At 60.0% G+C, this 22117-nt stretch carries 22 protein-coding genes; 15 read left to right on the top strand and 7 right to left on the bottom strand.

All coding sequences use genetic code 11. From position 1 onward, the window contains the following. Positions 1 to 60 precede the first annotated feature (60 nt). Positions 61 to 876: a DUF72 domain-containing protein gene (locus D7I37_RS22135; RefSeq protein ID WP_095100157.1), complete on the bottom strand. Its 816-nt coding sequence runs from the start codon at positions 874 to 876 to the stop codon at positions 61 to 63. Positions 877 to 923: 47 nt separating this feature from the next. Then, complete coding sequence (locus D7I37_RS22130) at positions 924 to 1502, bottom strand: hydrolase (RefSeq protein ID WP_061794555.1); 579 nt, start codon at positions 1500 to 1502, stop codon at positions 924 to 926. Positions 1503 to 1716: 214 nt separating this feature from the next. Here D7I37_RS22130 and D7I37_RS22125 point away from each other — a divergent pair, with 214 nt between their 5' ends. The 7 genes from D7I37_RS22125 to ruvB all read left to right on the top strand — a co-directional run bounded on the left by D7I37_RS22125 (position 1717) and on the right by ruvB (position 7356). Beyond that, positions 1717 to 1947 (top strand): zinc ribbon domain-containing protein, encoded by a 231-nt coding sequence (locus D7I37_RS22125; protein WP_331712577.1) that lies wholly within the window; start codon positions 1717 to 1719, stop codon positions 1945 to 1947. A 74-nt stretch (positions 1948 to 2021) separates the two neighbouring features. Beyond that, positions 2022 to 3806, top strand: a complete 1785-nt coding sequence (gene aspS, locus D7I37_RS22120) for an aspartate--tRNA ligase (RefSeq protein WP_129544357.1) — start codon at positions 2022 to 2024, stop codon at positions 3804 to 3806. Further along, positions 3806 to 4252 (top strand): dihydroneopterin triphosphate diphosphatase, encoded by a 447-nt coding sequence (gene nudB / locus D7I37_RS22115; protein WP_129544356.1) that lies wholly within the window; start codon positions 3806 to 3808, stop codon positions 4250 to 4252. Before aspS ends, nudB begins: the two co-directional genes overlap by 1 nt. A 16-nt stretch (positions 4253 to 4268) precedes the next feature. Continuing rightward, positions 4269 to 5012 (top strand): YebC/PmpR family DNA-binding transcriptional regulator, encoded by a 744-nt coding sequence (locus tag D7I37_RS22110; protein ID WP_061794552.1) that lies wholly within the window; start codon positions 4269 to 4271, stop codon positions 5010 to 5012. Between the two features lie 73 nt (positions 5013 to 5085). Continuing rightward, complete coding sequence (gene ruvC / locus D7I37_RS22105) at positions 5086 to 5607, top strand: crossover junction endodeoxyribonuclease RuvC (RefSeq protein WP_061794551.1); 522 nt, start codon at positions 5086 to 5088, stop codon at positions 5605 to 5607. Between the two features lie 113 nt (positions 5608 to 5720). Beyond that, positions 5721 to 6332: a Holliday junction branch migration protein RuvA gene (gene ruvA / locus D7I37_RS22100; RefSeq protein ID WP_061794550.1), complete on the top strand. Its 612-nt coding sequence runs from the start codon at positions 5721 to 5723 to the stop codon at positions 6330 to 6332. Positions 6333 to 6351: 19 nt separating this feature from the next. Beyond that, a complete protein-coding gene (ruvB, locus tag D7I37_RS22095; protein WP_061794549.1) occupies positions 6352 to 7356 on the top strand; it encodes a Holliday junction branch migration DNA helicase RuvB in 1005 nt (334 codons plus the stop codon). Positions 7357 to 8193: 837 nt separating this feature from the next. Here ruvB and znuB read toward each other — a convergent pair. Next, complete coding sequence (znuB, locus tag D7I37_RS22090) at positions 8194 to 8979, bottom strand: zinc ABC transporter permease subunit ZnuB (protein WP_061794548.1); 786 nt, start codon at positions 8977 to 8979, stop codon at positions 8194 to 8196. Further along, complete coding sequence (gene znuC / locus D7I37_RS22085) at positions 8976 to 9734, bottom strand: zinc ABC transporter ATP-binding protein ZnuC (protein WP_061794547.1); 759 nt, start codon at positions 9732 to 9734, stop codon at positions 8976 to 8978. The genes znuB and znuC overlap by 4 nt, the downstream gene beginning before the upstream one ends. 78 nt (positions 9735 to 9812) lie before the next feature. On the opposite strand from znuC, the gene znuA reads away from it, so the two are divergent. From znuA to lpxM, 3 genes are all read left to right on the top strand, one after another. Further along, positions 9813 to 10766 (top strand): zinc ABC transporter substrate-binding protein ZnuA, encoded by a 954-nt coding sequence (gene znuA / locus D7I37_RS22080; protein ID WP_061794764.1) that lies wholly within the window; start codon positions 9813 to 9815, stop codon positions 10764 to 10766. A 21-nt stretch (positions 10767 to 10787) separates the two neighbouring features. Continuing rightward, positions 10788 to 12110, top strand: a complete 1323-nt coding sequence (gene mepM / locus D7I37_RS22075) for a murein DD-endopeptidase MepM (RefSeq protein WP_061794546.1) — start codon at positions 10788 to 10790, stop codon at positions 12108 to 12110. Positions 12111 to 12255: 145 nt separating this feature from the next. Next, positions 12256 to 13224, top strand: a complete 969-nt coding sequence (gene lpxM / locus D7I37_RS22070) for a lauroyl-Kdo(2)-lipid IV(A) myristoyltransferase (protein WP_095100154.1) — start codon at positions 12256 to 12258, stop codon at positions 13222 to 13224. A gap of 83 nt (positions 13225 to 13307) precedes the next feature. Here the strand turns inward: lpxM and pyk are convergent, their stop codons facing one another. Together pyk and D7I37_RS22060 are read right to left on the bottom strand one after the other, a co-directional pair. Next, positions 13308 to 14750 carry a pyruvate kinase gene (gene pyk / locus D7I37_RS22065; protein ID WP_061794544.1) on the bottom strand — a complete coding sequence of 481 codons (1443 nt, stop codon included), beginning with the start codon at positions 14748 to 14750 and terminating at the stop codon, positions 13308 to 13310. 186 nt (positions 14751 to 14936) lie between these two features. Next, entirely contained in the window at positions 14937 to 15809 is an 873-nt protein-coding gene (locus D7I37_RS22060) for a MurR/RpiR family transcriptional regulator (protein WP_061794543.1), read from the bottom strand. A gap of 341 nt (positions 15810 to 16150) precedes the next feature. Between D7I37_RS22060 and zwf the strand changes: the two genes are divergently transcribed. From zwf to mdtI, 4 genes are all read left to right on the top strand, one after another. Continuing rightward, a complete protein-coding gene (gene zwf / locus D7I37_RS22055; RefSeq protein WP_061794542.1) occupies positions 16151 to 17626 on the top strand; it encodes a glucose-6-phosphate dehydrogenase in 1476 nt (491 codons plus the stop codon). 157 nt (positions 17627 to 17783) lie between these two features. After that, positions 17784 to 18425 carry a bifunctional 4-hydroxy-2-oxoglutarate aldolase/2-dehydro-3-deoxy-phosphogluconate aldolase gene (locus D7I37_RS22050; RefSeq protein ID WP_061794541.1) on the top strand — a complete coding sequence of 214 codons (642 nt, stop codon included), beginning with the start codon at positions 17784 to 17786 and terminating at the stop codon, positions 18423 to 18425. A gap of 551 nt (positions 18426 to 18976) precedes the next feature. Continuing rightward, entirely contained in the window at positions 18977 to 19345 is a 369-nt protein-coding gene (gene mdtJ / locus D7I37_RS22045; RefSeq protein WP_061794540.1) for a multidrug/spermidine efflux SMR transporter subunit MdtJ, read from the top strand. Next, positions 19332 to 19661, top strand: a complete 330-nt coding sequence (mdtI, locus tag D7I37_RS22040; RefSeq protein ID WP_061794539.1) for a multidrug/spermidine efflux SMR transporter subunit MdtI — start codon at positions 19332 to 19334, stop codon at positions 19659 to 19661. The genes mdtJ and mdtI overlap by 14 nt, the downstream gene beginning before the upstream one ends. A gap of 56 nt (positions 19662 to 19717) precedes the next feature. Here mdtI and D7I37_RS22035 read toward each other — a convergent pair whose 3' ends face one another. Then, the gene (locus D7I37_RS22035) at positions 19718 to 20062 is read right to left on the bottom strand and encodes a RidA family protein (protein ID WP_061794538.1); all 345 of its coding nucleotides are present in this window, start codon (positions 20060 to 20062) and stop codon (positions 19718 to 19720) included. Between the two features lie 133 nt (positions 20063 to 20195). Between D7I37_RS22035 and D7I37_RS22030 the strand changes: the two genes are divergently transcribed. After that, complete coding sequence (locus D7I37_RS22030; RefSeq protein WP_095097861.1) at positions 20196 to 22112, top strand: ATP-dependent DNA helicase; 1917 nt, start codon at positions 20196 to 20198, stop codon at positions 22110 to 22112. Positions 22113 to 22117 lie beyond the last annotated feature (5 nt).

Below are 22117 nucleotides of genomic sequence, written 5' to 3'. Positions count from 1 at the left end.
AGCCGTCATTGTATTCACTGTCGCGAGGAAAAATCTGATGCTATTGGTCAGATTAATAGGTCAAAACAGTGCATCCTGCTCCGGCCAGTCCGGCGGCGCGGGCAAATCGGGGATCGCCTGGCGCAGCTGTTGCCAGATTTTTTGCGCCTGCTGCGGCGAGTCGCCGTTGTCCGGCGTATGAATGAACAGATAAGGCTGATGCCGTTGTTGCCAGAGCGGCAGCTTCTGCTGCCAGGCGTCGAACCAGCGCAGGTTATCGGCCAGCAGGTCGCCACCGATAAAGCGCACCAGCGGTTGGCCGGCGGTCACCAGCGCATGCACCGGCAGCTTCGGCTTTTTCTGCTGCGCGTCGCGCACCGCCGCGCTGTTGGGGGCGGCATGGTGCACCGGGCGGCTGTCGAGGATCACCCGATTGATGCCGCGCTGATGCAGCCCCTGATTCAACAGGCGTTCTGCTTCTCCCTTGGCGAAGAACGCCGGGTGGCGCACTTCCACGCCGTAGGTGAAGGTTTTCGGCAGCGGGTCGAAAAACTGCCACAGGCGCGGCAATTCGTCAGGGCCGAAGGCCGAAGGCAGCTGCAGCCACAGCTGGCCGATGCGCTGATGTATCGGGCTCAGACACTGATAAAACGCCTGCAGCTCGGCGCCGCAGTTGCGCAGCGCGGCCTTATGGCTGATGTCCGAGGGGAATTTGAAGCAAAAACGAAAGTCATCGCCGGTCATATCGCGCCAGCGCTGCACGATTTCCTGTTTGGGCAGTGCGTAAAAGGTGGTGTTGCCTTCCACGCAGTTGAAATAACGGCTGTAGTCCGCCAGATCACGCAGCCCGATGCGGTTCCAGGCTGCGTGCTGCCACTGTGGTAGTCCGATGTAGATCAACGCGCCATCTTCCTTAATTTATCTCGTCAGGCTACAACTTAACGTTACTGGTCGAGCGCGGCAAGAATTTCACCGGTGCTGCGCACCCGCGCCAGGCGAGGGAAGATATTGTCGACGGCGAACCGGTGCATTTCACCGTTCTGCGCGCTGCAGGCATCTTCGGCTATCAGCAATTCATAGCCATGTTCCCAGGCGGCGCGGGCGGTGGATTCCACGCCGATATTGGTGGATATCCCGCACAGCACCACGGATTTGACGCCGCGACGGCGCAGCTGCAGATCGAGGTCGGTGCCGTAGAAGGCGCCCCATTGGCGTTTGGTGACCCGAACATCGCTGTCGCTGACCGCCAGCTGCGCGGGGAACTCCCACCAGCTGGCCGGCAGACCGCCCGCAGGGGCAGGGGCCGGCTGGTCCACCGGCTGCTTCAACGCTTCGGCGAAGGAATCGGACCACCCGACGCGCACCAGGAAAACCGGCGCGCCCAGCAGGCGAAAACGGGCGGCGAGAAGGGCGGCGTTGGACACCACCTGCTCGGCGCTGTGCGGCCCGCCGGCGTAGGGCAGAATGCCGTTTTGCAAGTCAATCAGCACCAGAGCGGTGGTTTGGGCATCAAGTTTCAGCATGGGATTCATCTCATTGCGAAGTGGATAAAATTCACTCAGGAAGGCGCACGCACGCGGCGGCGCGCTAAACCGGGGAGATTCAGGCTACGTGAAAAAAGCGTCACGGGTTAATGGGAAATTTGTTAACCAATGTGTTACTTCGAACAAAAACGCGCCATTTAGTGCAGCAACAAAGCTGTGTTCGCACTTATCTGCCGCATGAATTTCCTTTATAATGGCCCCCTTTTTTCGACACTCTTTAATCCAACGACCTATGCCGATTTACGAATATGCATGTGGTGCTTGCAGCCATCGGTTAGAGAAATTGCAAAAATTTTCCGACGCGCCGCTGACAGACTGTCCGGCGTGTGGGCAGCCCGCGTTAACCAAGTTAATCTCCGCTACCGGCTTCCAGCTCAAGGGAACCGGGTGGTATGCGACAGATTTTAAACCGGGCAACAGGTAGAGTTCATCAGATAACCGCCGCGCGACAGGGGCATTGCGGCCCGGCGCGGCATCGGCTGTGTAAAAGGATAGCGTATGCGTACTGAATATTGCGGGCAGTTGAATCTGTCCCACGTAGGCCAGGAAGTCACACTCTGTGGTTGGGTCAACCGTCGTCGCGATCTCGGCGGCCTGATCTTTATTGATATGCGCGACCGCGAAGGCATCGTGCAGGTGTTCTTCGATCCGGACCAGAAAGTGGCGTTCGACAAGGCCTATGACCTGCGCAATGAATTCTGCATCCAGATCGTCGGCACCGTGCGTGCGCGTCCGGACAGCCAGATCAATAAAGATATGGCCACCGGCGAGGTGGAAGTCTTCGCGCATGCGCTGGAGATCATCAACCGCTCCGAACCGCTGCCGCTGGATTCCAACCAGGTGAACAGCGAAGAAGCGCGTCTGAAATACCGCTACCTGGACCTGCGCCGCCCGGAAATGGCCGATCGCCTGAAAACCCGCGCCAAGATCACCAGCTTCGTGCGCCGCTTTATGGACGACCACGGCTTCCTCGACATCGAAACCCCGATGCTGACCAAGGCCACGCCGGAAGGCGCCCGCGACTATCTGGTGCCGAGCCGCGTGCACAAAGGCAAGTTCTACGCGCTGCCGCAGTCCCCGCAGCTGTTTAAGCAGCTGCTGATGATGTCAGGTTTCGACCGTTACTATCAGATTGTTAAATGCTTCCGCGACGAAGACCTGCGCGCTGACCGCCAGCCGGAATTCACCCAGATCGACGTCGAGACCTCCTTCATGACCGCCGAACAGGTGCGTGAAGTGATGGAAAAACTGGCGCGTGAACTGTGGCTGGACGTGAAGGGCGTGGATCTGGGCAACTTCCCGGTGATGACCTTCGCAGAAGCCATGCGTCGTTACGGATCCGACAAGCCGGACCTGCGCAACCCGCTGGAGCTGGTGGACGTGGCCGACCTGGTGAAAGACATCGAGTTCAAGGTGTTCTCCGGCCCGGCTAACGACGCCAAGGGCCGCGTCGCGGCGATCTGCGTTCCGGGCGGCGCACAGCTGACCCGCAAACTGATCGACGAATACGGCGCCTTCGTCAACATCTACGGCGCCAAAGGGCTGGCATGGCTGAAGGTCAACGATCGCGCCGCCGGCATGGACGGCGTGCAAAGCCCGATCGCCAAATTCCTCAGCGCGGAAGTGCTGGAAGCTATTCTGGCGCGCACCAACGCGCAGACCGGCGATATCCTGTTCTTCGGCGCCGACAGCGTCAAGATTGTGACCGACGCGATGGGCGCGCTGCGTCTGAAGCTGGGCCGCGACCTCGAGCTGACCCAGCTGGACCGCTGGGCGCCGCTGTGGGTGGTTGACTTCCCAATGTTTGAAGAAGACGGCGAGGGCGGCCTGGCGGCGATGCACCATCCGTTCACCGCGCCGCGCGACATGAGCCCGGAACAGCTGGCCGGCACGCCGACCAACGCCATCGCCAACGCCTACGACATGGTGATTAACGGTTACGAAGTGGGCGGCGGTTCGGTGCGTATTCACCGCAGCGAAATGCAGCAGACGGTGTTCAGCATTCTGGGCATCGACGAACACGAACAGCGCGAGAAGTTCGGCTTCCTGCTGGATGCGCTGAAGTACGGCACGCCGCCGCACGCCGGCCTGGCCTTCGGCCTGGATCGCCTGGTGATGCTGCTGACCGGCACCGACAATATCCGCGACGTGATAGCCTTCCCGAAAACCACCGCCGCGGCCTGTTTGATGACCGATGCGCCGAGCTTCGCCAACCCGGCGTCGCTGCAGGAGCTGGCGATCAGCGTGATAAAGAAAGTCTCGTTACCAGAAGAGAACGAGTGATGAGTTACAAGCGCCCCGAATCTATTCTGGTAGTGATTTATGCGAAATCCAGTGGTCGGGTGCTGATGTTACAGCGGCGCGACGATACCGAATTCTGGCAGTCGGTCACCGGCAGCCTGGAGCAGGATGAGTCGCCGCCGCATGCCGCGCGGCGTGAGGTCATGGAAGAAGTCGGCATCGATATCGAAGCAGAGCATCTGCCGTTGTTCGATTGCCAGCGCTGCGTGGAGTTTGAACTCTTTGTCCATTTGCGACATCGCTATGCCCCGGGAACCACGCGCAATAAAGAGCACTGGTTCTGTCTGGCTTTGCCCGAAGAGCGCGATCCGGTCATTACCGAGCATCACGCTTACCGATGGCTTGAGGCGGCGGAAGCCGTGAAGTTGACCAAGTCATGGAGCAATCAGCAGGCGATTGAAGAGTTTGTGATTAATTCAGTCCAGTAATTTTTCGGAGATTTTTATGGCAGGTCATAGTAAGTGGGCCAACACCAAACACCGTAAAGCGGCGCAGGATTCCAAGCGCGGCAAAATTTTCACCAAAATTATTCGCGAGCTGGTTACCGCCGCGAAACTGGGCGGTGGCGATCCGGGGGCTAACCCGCGTCTGCGTGCGGCGATCGACAAGGCGCTGTCCAACAATATGACGCGCGACACCCTGAACCGCGCTATCGCGCGCGGCGTCGGCGGCGATGATGATACCAACATGGAAACCATCATCTATGAAGGCTACGGTCCGGGCGGCACCGCCGTGATGATCGAATGCCTGAGCGACAACCGCAACCGTACCGTAGCGGAAGTGCGCCACGCCTTCACCAAATGCGGCGGCAACCTGGGCACCGACGGCTCGGTCGCGTATCTGTTCACCAAGAAGGGCGTGATCGCTTACGCGCCGGGCCTGGATGAAGACAGCGTGATGGAAGCGGCGCTGGAAGCCGGCGCGGAAGACATCGTCAGCTACGACGACGGCGCCATCGACGTGTTTACCGCCTGGGAAAATCTGGGCGAAGTGAAAGACGCGCTGACCGCCGCCGGTTTTGAAGCGGAAGCGGCGGAAGTGTCGATGATCCCATCGACCAAGGCCGACATGGACGCGGAAACCGCGCCTAAGCTGCTGCGCCTGATCGATATGCTGGAAGACTGCGACGACGTGCAGGAGGTTTACCACAACGGTGAGATCTCCGACGAGGTTGCGGCGACGCTGTAATGACGTTGATGTACGGCGCTGCCACGCGGCAGCGCCGGGCGGAACCTACGCTTAACGCAAGGTGGTGGTAGAGATGGCGATCATACTCGGTATCGATCCCGGTTCACGTATCACCGGCTACGGACTTATCCGCCAGCAGGGCCGCCAGCTGAGCTATATCGCCAGCGGCTGCATTCGCACGGTGGTGGACGACATGCCGACGCGGCTTAAGCTGATTTATGCCGGCGTCAGCGAAATCATCACCCAGTTCCAACCGGACTTTTTCGCCATCGAACAGGTGTTTATGGCCAAGAACCCGGATTCGGCGCTCAAGCTCGGCCAGGCGCGCGGCGTGGCGATTGTCGCGGCGGTTAACCAGAACCTGGAAGTGTTCGAATACGCGGCGCGGCAGGTCAAGCAAACCGTGGTGGGCACCGGGGCGGCCGAAAAGGCGCAGGTGCAGCATATGGTGCGCTCGCTGCTGAAGCTGTCGGCCAATCCGCAGGCGGACGCCGCCGATGCGCTGGCTATCGCCATCACTCATTGCCATCTCAGCCAGAACGTGCTGCGGATGAGCGAAGGGCGATTGAACCTGGCGCGCGGGCGGTTACGCTGAAGGCAACGCCGGTGAACATTCAGGCTGGATATTCATCCAGCCTTTTTTATGTTATAAGCTTTAGCAGCACGGCATGGCAGTGAGCCATGCTCAGGAATTCTGCAGGAGGGTAAATGATAGGTCGTCTCAGGGGAAATATTCTGGAAAAGCAGCCGCCGCTGGTGTTACTGGAGGCGAACGGCGTCGGTTATGAAGTGCATATGCCGATGACCTGCTTTTATGAGCTGCCGGAACTGGGGCAAGAGGCTATCGTGTTTACCCACTTCGTGGTGCGTGAAGACGCCCAGTTGCTGTACGGCTTCAACGACAAGCAGGAGCGCGCGCTGTTCCGCGAGCTGATCAAGGTCAACGGCGTCGGGCCGAAGCTGGCGCTGGCTATCTTGTCTGGCATGTCGGCGCAGCAGTTCGTCAGCGCGGTCGAACGCGAAGAGATCACCGCCCTGGTCAAGCTGCCGGGCGTAGGCAAGAAAACCGCCGAGCGCCTGGTGGTGGAAATGAAGGACCGCTTCAAAGGGCTCAACGGCGACCTGTTCAACAACAGCAGCGAAATCGCGCTGCCGGCCGCCGCCAACGCCGCCGAAGTGGATGCCGAAGCCGAAGCGGCCTCGGCGCTGGTGGCGCTGGGTTATAAACCGCAGGAAGCCAGCCGCATGGTCAGCAAAATCGCCAAGCCGGGCGCCGATTGCGAAACCCTGATCCGCGACGCGCTGCGCGCCGCGCTCTAAGGTCGACAAGGGGCAGACAATGATTGAAGCCGATCGCCTGATTTCCGCCGAGCCGATCACCGAGGAAGACATTCTCGATCGCGCCATCCGTCCGAAGCTGCTGGCCGAATACGTCGGCCAACCGCACGTGCGCGAACAGATGGAAATCTTTATTCAGGCGGCCAAGCAGCGCGGCGACGCGCTGGACCATTTGCTGATCTTCGGCCCGCCGGGGCTGGGGAAAACCACGCTGGCCAACATTGTCGCCAACGAAATGGGGGTTAACCTGCGCACCACTTCCGGCCCGGTGCTGGAGAAGGCGGGGGATTTGGCGGCGATGCTGACCAACCTCGAACCGCACGACGTGCTGTTTATCGATGAGATCCACCGCCTGTCGCCGGTGGTGGAAGAGGTGCTGTATCCGGCGATGGAAGACTATCAGCTGGATATCATGATCGGCGAAGGCCCGGCCGCGCGTTCGATTAAGCTCGATCTGCCGCCGTTTACCCTGGTGGGCGCCACCACCCGCGCCGGTTCGCTGACGGCGCCGCTGCGCGATCGTTTCGGCATTGTGCAGCGGCTGGAGTTTTATCAGGTGGCCGATCTGCAGCACATCGTTTCGCGCAGCGCCAACTGCCTGGGGATAGACCTGTCGGATGACGGCGCCCATGAGGTGGCGCGCCGCGCGCGCGGTACGCCGCGCATCGCCAACCGCCTGCTGCGCCGGGTGCGCGACTTCGCCGAGGTGCGCGCCAATGGCGTGCTCAACGGCGCGGTGGCGATGCAGGCGCTGGATATGCTCAACGTCGATGCCGAAGGCTTCGACTATATGGACCGTAAACTGCTGTTGGCGATTATCGACAAGTTCACCGGCGGCCCGGTCGGGCTGGATAACCTGGCGGCGGCGATCGGCGAAGAGCGGGAAACCATCGAAGACGTGATCGAACCCTTCCTGATCCAGCAGGGGTTTATCCAGCGCACGCCGCGCGGCCGCATGGCGACCCATCACGCCTATCGGCACTTCGGCATCGAGCGCGAAGAATAAGCCATAAAAAGGGCCGCTGATGCGGTAATGCCAGTCAGTTAACCCTGACTGGCATTTTTTTATCCAATTTCTGTACGCTCCGTGCAGGCGGAATTGCCGTAAATACCCTGCATTTCTCTGCTACCGCAATGTACGGCAATTGGAGGGGCCGAAGGCGCGGCCCCTCCACCCGCGCCTTCGCTTAACACCGTCTGCCCTGCGGGAATTACTCGGCCCGTCCTGGGCCTCGCCCCTTCGGGGCCGCTGCAAGCAGCGTTCAAATCTGCTCCCGGCAGATTTGTCCTCGCCGCGCCTGCGTTGTCGGGCGGGTCGGCTACGACAAACGTCCCTGTTAGTCTCGCCTCAACCGGCCTTCCCTGGCCGGTTGCCCCTGACAACGCCGTCTTGCTCGGCAGCCGGCGATGCGCGCCCAAGGTCAACACCCGAATCTGCAGCCACCGGGCAACTTGTCCCCTCCGTTTGATATTGCGTTATGGAAGACAGTGAAAATGATGGGATGAGCACGATGTTAGGTGCCCTTGAAGACGCCGAACGCAGGAGCGGCGCATAGGCGAAACCGCCAAGGACGGCGGTTTCAGGCGAGACAGGCAGGGACGCCTGTCGTAGCCGGCCGTGATGCGACGGGACGGAGAGAGGGGAGTTGGCACAGCCAACCGTCTGATAGGGCAAAGGCGCGGGTTGCAAGGGACCGCGCCCACGGTCCCTTGCTCGGTCGAGGCGCGGGATCCTCATGGCGCATCTCCCCTTTATCGACCGAAAATTTCACGGACGCCTGCAGAAAACGCTAACTGACAAGCATTACCGCTGATGCGGCCCTTGTCATATCACCCGGCAGGATCAGGCCTGCTGTTGGCGAAACAGGCTCAGCACAAACAGCAGCGCGGCGCTCAACACCACCGAAGGCCCGGCCGGCGTGTCGTAAAACGCCGAGAAGGTCAGCCCGCCGGTGACCGCCAGCATGCCGATCAGCACCGCGACGCCGGCCATCTGTTCCGGCGTGCGCGCAAAGCGACGGGCGGTGGCGGCGGGAATAATCAGCAGCGAAGTGATGATCAGCGCGCCGACGAACTTCATCGCCAGACCGATGGTCAGGGCGGTGACCAGCATCAGCACGGTGCGCGCGCGCGCCAGGTTGACGCCGTCGACGTGCGCCAGCTCCGGGCTGATGGTCATCGACAGCAGATCACGCCATTGCCACCATAGCACCAGCAGCACCACCGCCACGCCGCCGGCGATCATGACGATGTCGCTCAGGGTAACCGACAGCAGGTCGCCGAACAGATAGGCCATCAGATCGACCCGCACGTTGGACATCAGCGCCACCACCACCAGGCCGAGCGACAGCGCGCTGTGCGCCATGATGCCGAGCAGGGTGTCTACCGAAAGCTGCGGGCGGCGTTCGAGCCACACCAGCGCCAGTGCCAGCAACAGCGTGACGGCAATCACCGCATAGAACGGATTGACGTCCAGCAGCAGGCCGAAGGCCACGCCGAGCAAAGAGGCGTGCGCCAGGGTATCGCCGAAGTAAGACATCCGGCGCCAGACCACGAATGAGCCGAGCGGCCCGGCCGCGCCGGCCAACAACACGCCCGCCAACCAGCCCGGCAACAATAGTTCGATCATGCCTCGCCACTCCCGGTTTTCTTCAACACAATTCTTCCCTGCAGGTCGTGACGATGGTTGTGATGGTGGCGATAGACCGCCAGCTGCTCCGCGCCGCGGTTGCCGAACATGGCGATGAACTCAGGGTGCATCGAGACCACCTCAGGCGCGCCGGAGCAACAGATATGCTGGTTGAGGCACAGCACTTCGTCGGTTTTCGCCATCACCAAATGCAGATCGTGGGAGACCATCAGCACCGCGCAGCCCAGTTCCTTGCGCAGTTGGTCGATTAGATCGTACAGCGCCAGCTGGCCGTTGACGTCCACGCCCTGGGTGGGTTCGTCCAGCACCAGCAGCTGCGGCTTGTTGAGCAGCGCGCGCGCCAGCAGCACCCGCTGGTTTTCGCCGCCGGACAATTTTTGCATCGGCTGATCGAGCAGGTGGGCCGCCTGCACGCGCTTCAGCGCCGGCAGGATGTCGGCCTTTTTGACGCCGGGCTTGAGGCGCATAAAGCGGCTGACGGTCAGCGGCAGCGTGGCGTCAAGATGCAGTTTTTGCGGCACGTAGCCAATGCGCAGGCCCGGCTCGCGTTCCAGCGCGCCTTCGGAAGGGGAGATCAGCCCCAGCACTACGCGCACCAAGGTGGATTTACCCGCGCCGTTTGGGCCGAGCAGCGTCAAAATACGGCCCGGCTGCAGGCTGAGCGAAATATTCGACAACACCTTGCGGTTGCCGAAGGTGACGGAGATATTTTTTAGCGTTATCAGTGTGGACATCTCGTGATTACATTTTGCAGAACTAACCGAATGTTATAATATCACGCCTCGCTGACGAAAACGATGGGATTACTGATGATGGCACAGAAAAATAAATGGCTGCAGCGCACGCTGCTGGCCAGCGCTTTGTTGATGACCGGCCCGCTGAGCAGCGCTTCCGCTGCGGTGGTGACCTCAATTCGCCCGCTGGGCTTTATCGCCTCGGCCATCGCCGATGGCGTCACGCCGACCGAGGTGCTGTTGCCGGACGGCGCTTCTCCGCACGATTTCGCGCTGCGTCCGTCCGATCTGCAGCGCCTGCGCGCCGCCGATCTGGTGCTGTGGGTCGGGCCGGATATGGAAGCCTTTTTGACCAAGGCGCTGTCGCCGCTGCCGGCTAATCGCCAACTGGCCATCAGCGAGTTGCCGGCGGTGAAGCCGCTGCTGATGAAGGACGATGGAGGCCAGCATGACCATGAACATGCAGCCGATGCGCATAATCATGCCGATCATGATGACGGTGACGAGCACCATCACGGTGAATATAATATGCACGTTTGGCTGTCTCCGGATGTGGCTAAAGTGACCGCGATCGCGATTCACGACAGATTATTGGAACTTATGCCGCAAAATAAGGACAAATTAGACGCAAACCTGCGCCAGTTCGAGAATCTGCTGACGCAAACTGACAAAAATGTTGGTAACATGCTTAAGCCTGTGCAAGGTAGGGGTTATTTTGTTTTTCATGATGCTTACGGCTATTTTGAAAAACGCTTCGGTTTGAGCCCGTTGGGGCATTTCACCGTTAACCCCGAAATTCAGCCTGGAGCACAGCGCTTACACCAAATTCGAACACAGTTGGTTGAGCAGAAAGCGGTATGCGTTTTTGCTGAGCCACAATTCAGGCCGGCCGTAATCAATGCCGTCGCCAAGGGTACCACTGCGCGTTCCGGAACGCTGGACCCGTTGGGCACGGGCATCGCACTGGGGAAGGACAGCTACGGGAAATTCCTGACAGCGCTGTCAAACCAGTACGTGAGCTGCCTGAAGTAAAGCTTATGAGGATAATATCGAGTGCAGCAGATAGTCCGAACTATCGCTCTGGCGTATAACAACCTGCCACGGCCCCACCGCGTCATGCTGGGGTCGCTGACAGTGGTTACATTGGCCGTCGCCGTCTGGCGGCCTTTTGTTTATCACCCAGAACATAACCCCATCGTCAAGAACGTCGAATTAGAATCCAGCCAGTTGCGCTCCTTGCTGCCCGAAGCCAGCGAACCGATCGACGCCGATCAGGCCACCCCCGATGATGAAATCCCTCAGGATGAACTGGACCAGAAAGGCGCCGGTGAAGAAGGCGTGCATGAATATGTGGTTTCCACCGGCGATACCCTCGGCAGCATTCTGACCCAGTACGGCATCGATATGTCGGACGTCACGCTGCTGGCTTCGCAAAACCGCGATCTGCGTAACCTGAAAATCGGTCAGCAGCTGTCGTGGACGGTGAACGACGCCGGCGATCTGCAACAGCTGACCTGGGAGGTTTCCCGCCGGGAAACCCGCACCTACGATCGCGTCGGCAACAGCTTCAAAGAGTCGCAGGAATCGCAGCAGGGCGAATGGAAAAACAGCGTGGTCAGCGGCCGCCTCAACGGCAGCTTCGTCAGCAGCGCCGGCGACGCCGGCCTGAACCGTTCTGAAATCAATGCGGTGATCAAGGCGCTGCAGTGGCAGCTGGACTTCCGCAAGCTGCGCAAAGGCGACCAGTTCGCGGTGTTGATGTCGCGCGAGCATTTTGACGGCAAGCGTTCGCAAAGCCAGCTGCTGGGCGTGCGCATGCGCACCGGCGGCAAGGATTACTACGCCATCCGCGCCGAAGACGGCAAATTCTATGACCGCCAGGGTTCCGGCCTGGCGCGCGGCTTTATGCGTTTCCCGACCATGAAGCAGTTCCGCATTTCCTCCAACTTCAATCCGCGCCGGGTCAACCCGGTGACCGGCCGCATTGCGCCGCATAAGGGCGTCGACTTCGCGATGCCGGTCGGTACGCCGGTGCTGGCGGTGGGCGACGGTGAAGTGCTGATCGCCAAACGCAGCGGCGCCGCCGGCAACTATGTGGCGATCCGTCATGGCCGCCAGTACACCACGCGCTATATGCACCTGAAAAAGCTGCTGGTCAAGCCGGGTCAGAAGGTGAAGCGCGGTGACCGCATCGCGCTGTCGGGCAACACCGGCCGCTCCACCGGGCCGCATCTGCACTTTGAACTCTGGACCAACCAACAGGCGGTGAACCCGCTGACGGCGAAGTTGCCGCGTTCCGAGGGCCTGAGCGGCAAGGATCGCAGCGATTATCTGGCGCAGGTGAAGGAAGTGGTTCCGCAGCTGCAGCTGGATTGATCCCGTCGTCCAGGCGCCCCGGCGCCAGTGATCCCATCGGCCTGATTTCGGGCCGATGGCGTTTTATATGGGCGCTTCGCGGAGGTAATTGCAAATTCATCTGCTGCAATTATTATTAGCGAACCGCTAAGTTAAGAGCTTGTGCATGCAAAACCAGAAAAAATCGAACGTAGAGTTCATTCCGCAATTTCAGAAGGCCTTTTTCCACCCGCGCTACTGGGGCGTATGGCTGGGAACCGGCCTGATGGCCGGCATTTCGCTGGTGCCTGCGCGCCTGCGCGACCCGGTGCTGGGCGCCGTCGGCACGCTGGCCGGCAAACTCGCCAAGGGCGCCCGCCGCCGCGCGCGCATCAACCTGCTGTACTGCCTGCCGGAAGTGCCGGAAAGCGAACGCGAGCATATTATTGACCAGATGTTCGCCTGCGCGCCGCAGTCGATGGTGCTGATGGCCGAACTGGCCTGCACCAGGCCGGAAAAGGTGCTGAAGCGCGTGCGCTGGCACGGTGAAGAGGTGCTGGACAACATCCGCGCGGAAGGGCGCAACGTCATCTTCCTGGTGCCGCACGGCTGGGCGGTGGACGTGCCCGCGATGCTGATGGCCGCCCGCGGCCAGCCGATGGCGGCGATGTTCCATAATCAGCGCAACCCGTTGGTCGACTATCTGTGGAACGCCGTGCGCCGTAAATTCGGCGGCCGCATGCACGCGCGCAATGACGGCATCAAGCCGTTTATCAGTTCGGTACGCCAGGGATACTGGGGCTATTATCTGCCCGATCAGGATCACGGCGCCGAGCACAGCGAGTTCGTTGATTTCTTCGCGACCTACAAGGCCACGCTGCCGGCGGTAGGCCGCCTGATGAAGGTCTGTCGCGCCGCGATAGTGCCGCTGTTCCCGGTGTATGACGGCAAAACCAGCATGCTGAATATCTACATCCGCGCGCCGATGGACGATTTGGCCGAGGCTGACGATCCGCGCATCGCGCGCCGCATGAACGAAGAGGTGGAAAACCTGGTGGGGCCGAATCCGGAACAGTACACCTGGATCCTGAAGCTGCTGAAAACGCGCAAGGAAGGGGAGACGGAACCTTATTCGCGCGACGATCTGTACCGCTAGCGTCACGCAGGATGGCGTGGCTGAAGCGATAAAAAAAGCCAGTCGGCGTTAACCGACTGGCTTTTTAGCATTTCCGGCGGCGATTATTCGACGCGCAGGATGCGGCTGGTATTGGTGGTGCCGACGGTTTCCATCACGTCGCCCTGGGTGACGATCACCAAATCGCCGGAAACCAGGAAGCCTTTGTCGCGCAGGCGATTGACGGCGTCATTGGCGGCGACCACGCCGTCGTTGTGGCTGTCGAAGTACACCGGCGTTACGCCGCGGTACAGCGCCGTCAGGTTCAGCGTGTGCTCATGGCGCGACATGGCGAAGATCGGCAGGCCGGAGCTGATGCGCGACATCATCAGCGCGGTGCGGCCGGACTCGGTCATGGCGATCAGCGCGGTGACGCCTTTCAGGTGGTTGGCGGCGTACATCGAAGACATGGCGATCGCCTCTTCAATGTTGTCGAACTGCACGTCCAGGCGGTGTTTGGAGACGTTGATGCTCGGGATTTTCTCTGCGCCCAGGCAAACGCGGGCCATCGCCGCGACGGTTTCCGCCGGGTACTGGCCGGCCGCGGTTTCCGCCGACAGCATGACGGCGTCGGTGCCGTCCAGCACGGCGTTCGCCACGTCCATCACTTCGGCGCGGGTCGGCATCGGGTTGGTGATCATCGACTCCATCATCTGGGTGGCGGTGATCACGGCGCGGTTCAGCGTGCGGGCGCGGCGGATCAGCTTTTTCTGGATGCCGACCAGCTCCGGATCGCCGATTTCGACGCCCAGATCGCCTCGGGCCACCATCACCACGTCAGACGCCAGGATGATGTCGTCCATCGCTTCGTCGCTGCATACCGCTTCGGCGCGTTCAACCTTGGAAACGATTTTGGCGTTGCAGCCGGCGTCGCGCGCCAGGCGGCGCGCATAATTCAGGTCTTCGCCGGTGCGCGGGAAGGAGACCGCCAGGTAGTCGACGCCAATCTTGGCGGCGGTGACGATGTCGGCCTTGTCTTTTTCGGTCAGGGCTTCGGCAGACAGGCCGCCGCCCAGTTTGTTGATGCCCTTGTTGTTGGACAGCGGACCGCCCACGGTGACTTCGGTAAACACTTTCATGCCCTGCACTTCGAGCACCTTCAACTGCACGCGGCCATCGTCGAGCAGCAGCACGTCGCCCGGCACCACGTCGGCAGGCAGGCCTTTATAGTCGATACCGACTTTTTCTTTATCGCCTTCGCCTTTGGACAGGTTGGCATCGAGCAGGAATTTATCGCCCACGTTGAGGAAGATTTTGCCTTCCTTGAAGGTGGATACGCGGATTTTCGGCCCTTGCAGATCGCCCAGGATCGCGACGTGACGCCCCAATTTAGCCGCTATCTCGCGGACTTTGTCAGCGCGAGCCTGATGGTCTTCGGCGCTGCCATGGGAAAAGTTGAGCCGAACTACGTTAGCGCCGGCGGCAATGATCTTTTCCAGATTATTGTCGCGGTCAGTAGCCGGACCCAGGGTGGTAACAATTTTGGTTCTTCTGAGCCGTCTGGACATGTATTACTCCGTTGACTGGTGAAGCAAATAATGGTGTTGCGATAACGTCGGATAACGAAACCAGGAGTGAAATGTAATTTTACTACACCGATGTTTCACTCGGGTTACCCGCATGAGCGTTTAACAGGGTACTGCCTCTCTCGCTGTCGTTCAAATCAGGACGGACGGCAGCTTTTTTTCACTGGGTTACGAGTCAAAACTGTTGGGGATCATCACGCCCTTATCAAAGCGCGATTCTTTGAGCGCTTCCTTGACCCGCTTCAAGTTATCTCTGAATTTAGCCCCTCTGCGCAAGGTAAATCCGGTGGCCAGCACGTCAATGAGCGTTAATTGCGCGATCCGCGACACCATCGGCATATAAACGTCGGTATCTTCCGGCACGTCGAGCAGCAGGGCGAGGGTGGCCGCCTGCGCCAAAGGCGTATCGCGCGAGGTAATGGCGATCACCGTGGCGTCGTTTTCACGCGCCAGATGCGCCATTTCCACCAGGTTCTTGGTGCGGCCGGTGTGGGAAATGAGCACCACCACGTCGCCTTCGCCGGAGTTCATGCAGCTCATGCGCTGCATCACGATATCGTCGAAATACACCACCGGGATGTTAAAGCGGAAAAATTTGTTCATCGCGTCGTGAGCCACCGCCGCCGAGGCGCCCAGACCGAAGAAAGAGATCTTTTTCGCCTGGGTGAGCAGGTCAACCGCACGATTGATTGCGGCAATATCCAAATTTGCCTTTACTGTATCCAGGCTGGCCATGACCGATTCGAAGATTTTACTGGTATAGGAATCGACGCTGTCATCTTCCTCTACGTTGCGGTTTACGTAGGGGGTGCCGTTAGCCAGGCTTTGGGCAAGGTGCAGTTTGAAATCGGGGAAGCCTTTGGTCTCCAGGCGGCGACAAAAGCGATTGACGGTTGGCTCGCTCACGTCGGCCATGCGAGCCAGCGTGGCGATGCTGGAGTGGATGGCGGTCTGCGGGGAGGCCAGGATCACCTCGGCGACTTTCCTTTCAGATTTGCTCAGGAGCTCCAGATGGCTCTGGATTTTTTCCAGCGTATTCATATAACGGGAGTCACTCATGGGTTTTGTCGATTTCAATCAAAGGAGAAATCAATGCCGGTTTAGTGAAAATATACTACGTGCTGGTAACCGTTGGCAGTATCGACAGGGCGTATGCAGGCTTTTTTCACCAGAATATGACCTGTGTCTAACTTTCATAATGGTAATGGAACGCCAAAAAAGACGGAAAGTTACAGTTTTTGGCGCTTCGGGCGGCATCCGGCCGGGGGGCGCTTAACACTGAGATCTTTAGGGCTTTTTGATCCGGGTTTACTGGCCGTAGTCAAAGAGAGTACATTAGTAATGTAAGAAAATTACAAATATCCTGCAACGAGGAGATGAACATGGCGGTAACCTCTACAGCCCAGGCGTGTGACCTGGTTATTTTCGGCGCGAAAGGCGATTTGGCGCGTCGGAAGCTGCTGCCTTCCCTGTACCAATTAGAAAAAGCCGGCCATATCCACCCGGATACGCGCATCATCGGCGTCGGCCGCGCCGAGTGGGATAAGAAAGCCTACACCGAGGTGGTCAAGGAAGCGCTTGGCACCTTCATGAAGGAAAAGCTGGATGACGAACTCTGGGCGACGCTGAGCGCGCGTCTGGACTTCTGCAACCTCGATGTGAACGACAGCAAGAACTTCACCAGGCTCGGCAAAATGCTGGATCAGAAGCATCGCACCACCATCAACTATTTCGCGATGCCGCCAAGCACCTTCGGCGCCATCTGCAAAGGGCTGGGCGAAGCCAGGCTGAACCACGAGCCGGCGCGCGTGGTGATGGAAAAACCGCTGGGCACCGATCTGGCGTCCTCCCGCGTGATCAACGATCAGGTGGCGGAGTATTTCAACGAATCCCAGGTTTACCGCATCGACCATTACCTCGGTAAAGAGACGGTACTGAACCTGCTGGCGCTGCGCTTCGCCAACTCGCTGTTCGCCTCCAACTGGGACAACCGCACCATCGATTCCGTGCAGATCACCGTGGCGGAAGAGGTGGGCATCGAAGGCCGCTGGGGTTACTTTGACCAGGCCGGCCAGATGCGCGACATGATCCAGAACCACCTGCTGCAAATTTTGACCATGATCGCCATGTCGCCGCCGGCGGACCTGACCACCGACCGCATCCGCGACGAAAAGGTGAAAGTGCTGCGCTCGCTGCGTCGCATCGATCAAACCAATGTGCGCGAGACCACGGTGCGCGGCCAATATACCGCCGGCTTCGTGCAGGGTAAAAAGGTGCCGGGTTATCTGGAAGAGGAAGGGGCGAACAAAAGCAGCAGCACCGAAACCTTCGTGTCCATTCGCGTGGATATCGACAACTGGCAGTGGGCCGGGGTGCCGTTCTACCTGCGCACCGGCAAACGTCTGCCGACCAAATGTTCGGAAGTGGTGGTGTACTTCAAGAACCCGCCGCTCAACCTGTTCAGCGACTCTTATCAGCAGCTGCCGCAGAACAAGCTGACCATTCGCCTGCAGCCGGATGAAGGCATCGAGATCCAGGTGCTGAACAAGGTGCCGGGGTTGGACCACAAGCACCGTCTGCAAACCACCAAGCTGGACCTGAGCTTCTCGGAAACCTTCAACCAGGAGCACGTGGCGGACGCCTACGAGCGCCTGCTGCTGGAAACCATGCGCGGCATTCAGGCGCTGTTCGTGCGCCGCGACGAAGTGGAAGAGGCCTGGAAGTGGGTCGACTCCATCATGGACGCCTGGAAAGCGGACAACGAAGCGCCTAAGCCATACCAGGCCGGCACCTGGGGCCCGGTGGCTTCCGTGGCGATGATCACCCGCGACGGCCGTTCCTGGAACGAATTCGAGTAACGCTTACCGCCGGCAGCCTGTCTGCCGGCTTTTTTTTTGCCCGCGACAAGCGGGGACAACATCACTTGGGGTGCGGCCGGACGCCTGCGCTAACGCGCGGGGCCCTGTGGCAGGGGCGTGCCAGATTAAAACCGTAAGTAATGGAGAAGACACGACGATGAAAAACTGGAAAACCAGTGCAGAACAGATCCTGACCTCAGGCCCGGTGGTTCCGGTCATTGTGATCAACAAGCTGGAGCAGGCGGTGCCGTTGGCCAAGGCGCTGGTCGCCGGCGGCGTGCGGGTGCTGGAAGTGACGCTGCGCACCCCCTGTGGGCTGGACGCCATCCGCGCCATCGCCCAGGAGGTGCCGGAGGCGATCATCGGCGCCGGCACGGTGATCAATCCGCAGCAGCTGAGGGAAGTGACCGAGGCCGGCGCGCAGTTCGCCATCAGCCCCGGCCTGACCCTCGACCTGCTGCAGGCGGCGACCGCCGGCTCGATCCCTCTGATCCCGGGCATCAGCACCGTTTCCGAACTGATGCTGGGTCTGGACCACGGCCTGCGCGAGTTCAAGTTCTTCCCGGCGGAAGCCAACGGCGGCGTGAAAGCGCTGCAGGCGATCGGCGGCCCGTTCCCGCAGGTGCGTTTCTGCCCGACCGGCGGCATTACGCCAAACAATTACCGTGATTACCTGGCGCTGAAGAGCGTGCTGTGCATCGGCGGCTCCTGGCTGGTGCCGGCCGACGCGCTGGAGAGCGGCGACTATGCGCGCATCAGCGAACTGGCGCGCAGCGCCGTCGAGGGCGCTGCGCTGTAACCCGCGCCGAGCCTGGGGTTGGCGATTGTTTGCCCAGCCCCGAAGACACCGAGGTTCAACGGCTTGTTGAACCTTTTTTTATTTTTAAATTCCTTAACTTTATTATTTTTAACCCGTTTTTTTCTGATTTTTGTGAAAACGGCAGTTTGCTTTCTTATTTTTGCTATGGTACAAATATCGCAGTTGAAAATTTTACTTTTATGAGGATATTGGGCAAATCGCACGGTGTGCGGCTGAGAATAGAGAATAATTATGATGAAACTTAACGGAACTACCCTCAGAACCTCTACTTGCCAGCTTTTCCTTTCTGCCATCCTTGCCAGTGAGCATCACTGGTGCAGCGAGCTATAGCGTCTTTCTCCCTTAACCGGCGTCGATGACAGGCACAGCCCTTCGTCATTCCGCGTAGCCGGGCAAACCTTTTTATTGCGTTCGGGTCAGTTTATCCCCAGGGATCTCTGCGTCTTCAGCGCCTTGCCGCGCCTGTCAGACGAGATAAATCGGGATAAATACGCCTTAGCGTGCGTTATTCGCAGTTTGGGAGAAAAATCATGATTTACTGGATCTTTTTAGGCTTGGCCATCGTGGCCGAAATTATCGGTACCCTGTCGATGAAATACGCCAGCGTCAGCGGCGGCATGACCGGACACATCGTCATGTACGTAATGATTACCGCGTCTTATGTGATGCTGTCGATGGCGGTAAAACGCGTGGCCCTGGGCGTGGCTTACGCGCTGTGGGAAGGTATCGGCATCTTGTTCATCACGCTGTTCAGCGTGCTGTGGTTCGACGAGCCAATCTCGGCGCTGAAGGTGTTGGGCCTGGCGACGCTGATCGCCGGCATCATGCTGGTGAAATCCGGCACCCGCAAGGCGCGAAAACAGGTAAACCCGCGAGGTGACAACCATGCAACAGCTTGAGTTGTACCACATCGGGTTCCTGGCGTTGGCGATCGTGTTGGAAATCGTCGCCAACGTTTTTCTGAAAATGTCGGACGGCTTCCGTAAAATCTGGCTGGGCCTGCTGTCGTTGGCCTCGGTGCTGGGGGCGTTCAGCGCCCTGGCGCAGGCGGTTAAGGGCATCGATCTGTCGGTGGCCTATGCGCTGTGGGGCGGTTTCGGCATTGCGGCGACCATCGCCGCCGGCTGGATCCTGTTCGGACAGCGGCTGAACGCCAAAGGCTGGATAGGTCTGGCGCTGTTGCTGGCGGGTATGGTGATCATCAAACTGGCTTAACCGGCGCCGGTTAAACCGACAAAACCGCAGGCGGCGACGCCCGCGGTTTTTCTTTTTTAGACCGCGGCGATAATTTTGATTTCAACCTTGTACTTCGGGTTCATCAGTTTCGCCTGCACGGTGCAGCGCACCGGCGCGCTGCCGGCGACCACCCAGGCATCCCAGGCGGCGTTCATGGCGGCGAAGTCGGCGGCGTCGGCCAGGAAGAGGGTAGCGTCCAGAATGCGGCTCTTGTCCGATCCGACCCGCGCCAGCAGCACGTCGATGGCGGCCAGCGCGTTGGCGGTCTGGGCGGTGGCGTCGTCATCCAGGTTTTCCGGCACGCTGGTGTAGTAAACGGTGTCGTTGTGCACTACGGCCTCGGACCAGCGCTGATCGGGATCAATTCGTTCGATATTCATTTGCTTATCTCCATATCATAGTCCCGCTAAGGGTATCACAGCCGGCGGCGGAAATGCGCGGCGATAAAGTCGGTGGTAGCGGCGTGGCAGGCTTGGCATAATCAACGCTGAATTACACCGGCAGAGAGATAGCGTGACAGACGATTTTGCAACAGACGGCGCATTGGCGCAGGCAATCAAGGGATTCAAACCGCGTGAGCCGCAGCGGCTGATGGCGGAAGCGGTCACCGAGGCGATCAACTTCAAGCAAGAGCTGGTGGTGGAAGCGGGAACCGGCACCGGCAAAACCTTCGCCTATCTGGCGCCGGCGCTGCGCGCCGATCGTAAAGTGATTATCTCCACCGGCTCGAAGGCCCTGCAGGACCAGCTGTATGCGCGCGACCTGCCGACCATCGCCAAGGCGCTGAACTACAAAGGCAAGATGGCGCTGCTGAAGGGGCGCTCCAACTACCTGTGCCTGGAGCGGCTGGAGCAGCAGTCGATGGCCGGCGGCGAGCTGGCCGGGCAGACGCTGATCGACCTGGTGCACCTGCGCAAATGGTCGTCGCAGACCAAAGAAGGCGATATCAGCAGCTGCAGCGACGTGGCGGAAGACAGCTTCGTTTGGCCGCTGGTGACCAGCACCAATGACAACTGCCTGGGCAGCGATTGCCCGCTGTATAAGGATTGCTTCGTGGTCAAGGCGCGCCGGCGCGCCATGGATGCCGACGTGGTGGTGGTGAACCACCACCTGTTTTTGGCGGACATGGTGGTCAAGGAGGGCGGCTTTGCCGAACTGATCCCCGAAGCCGACGTGATGATCTTCGATGAAGCGCATCAAATTCCCGACATCGCCAGCCAGTATTTCGGCAAACAGCTCACCAGCCGCCAGCTGCTGGACCTGGCGAAAGACATCACCATCGCTTACCGCACCGAAGTGCGCGATTCCGCGCAGCTGCAAAAAAGCGCCGATCGCCTGAGCCAGAGCACCCAGGATTTCCGCCTGATGCTGGGCGAGCCGGGGTTTCGCGGCAATCTGCGCGACGTGCTCGGCCAGCCTAACGTGCAGCGCGCGCTGCTGCTGCTCGATGACGCGCTCGAACTGTGTTACGACGTGGTCAAGCTGTCGCTGGGGCGTTCGGCGCTGCTGGACGCCGCCTTTGAGCGCGCCACGCTGTACCGCGCGCGGCTAAAGCGGTTGAAAGAGGTCACCGAACCGGGCTACAGCTACTGGTATGAGTGCAATTCTCGCCACTTTGTGCTGGCGCTGACGCCGTTGACGGTGGCCGATCGCTTCCGCGAGCTGCTGGACGAGAAGCCGGGCAGTTGGATCTTTACCTCGGCCACGCTGTCGGTCAACGAGCAGTTGGGGCATTTTACCGAACGCCTGGGGTTGACCAAGGCAAAAACGCTGCTGTTGCCAAGCCCGTTCGACTACGCCAGGCAGGCGCTGCTGTGCGTGCCGCGCTTTTTGCCTTCGCCGAATCAGCCCGGCGGCGCGCGCCAGCTGGCGCGCATGCTGCGGCCGCTGATCGAAGCCAACAACGGCCGCTGCTTTTTCCTGTGCACCTCGCACCAGATGATGCGCGAGCTGGCCGAAGAGTTTCGCGCCACCATGACGCTGCCGGTGCTGTTGCAGGGCGAAACCAGCAAGGGACAGCTGTTGGCGCAATTTGTCGAAGCCGGCAATGCGTTGCTGGTGGCGACCAGCAGTTTCTGGGAAGGGGTGGACGTGCGCGGCGACGCCTTGTCCTGCGTGATCATCGATAAACTGCCGTTTACCTCGCCGGATGACCCGCTGTTGAAAGCGCGGATTGAAGACTGCCGGCTGCGCGGCGGCGATCCGTTCAACGACGTGCAGCTGCCGGATGCGGTCATTACCCTGAAGCAGGGCGTGGGGCGATTGATCCGCGATACCGACGACCGCGGCGTGCTGGTGATCTGCGACAACCGGCTGGTGATGCGTCCTTACGGCGAAGTGTTTCTCAACAGCCTGCCGCCGACGCCGCGCACCCGCGATATCGCCCGGGCGATCGCCTTTCTCAAGGCCGCCAATGCGCCGGCCACGTGACAGAT

The organism is Serratia sp. 1D1416 (assembly GCF_003641105.1).
Classification (GTDB): Bacteria; Pseudomonadota; Gammaproteobacteria; order Enterobacterales; family Enterobacteriaceae; genus Serratia; species Serratia ficaria.
The sequence above is the reverse complement of the archived record's forward strand: the minus strand, read 5'-3'. Positions and strand labels throughout refer to the sequence as shown.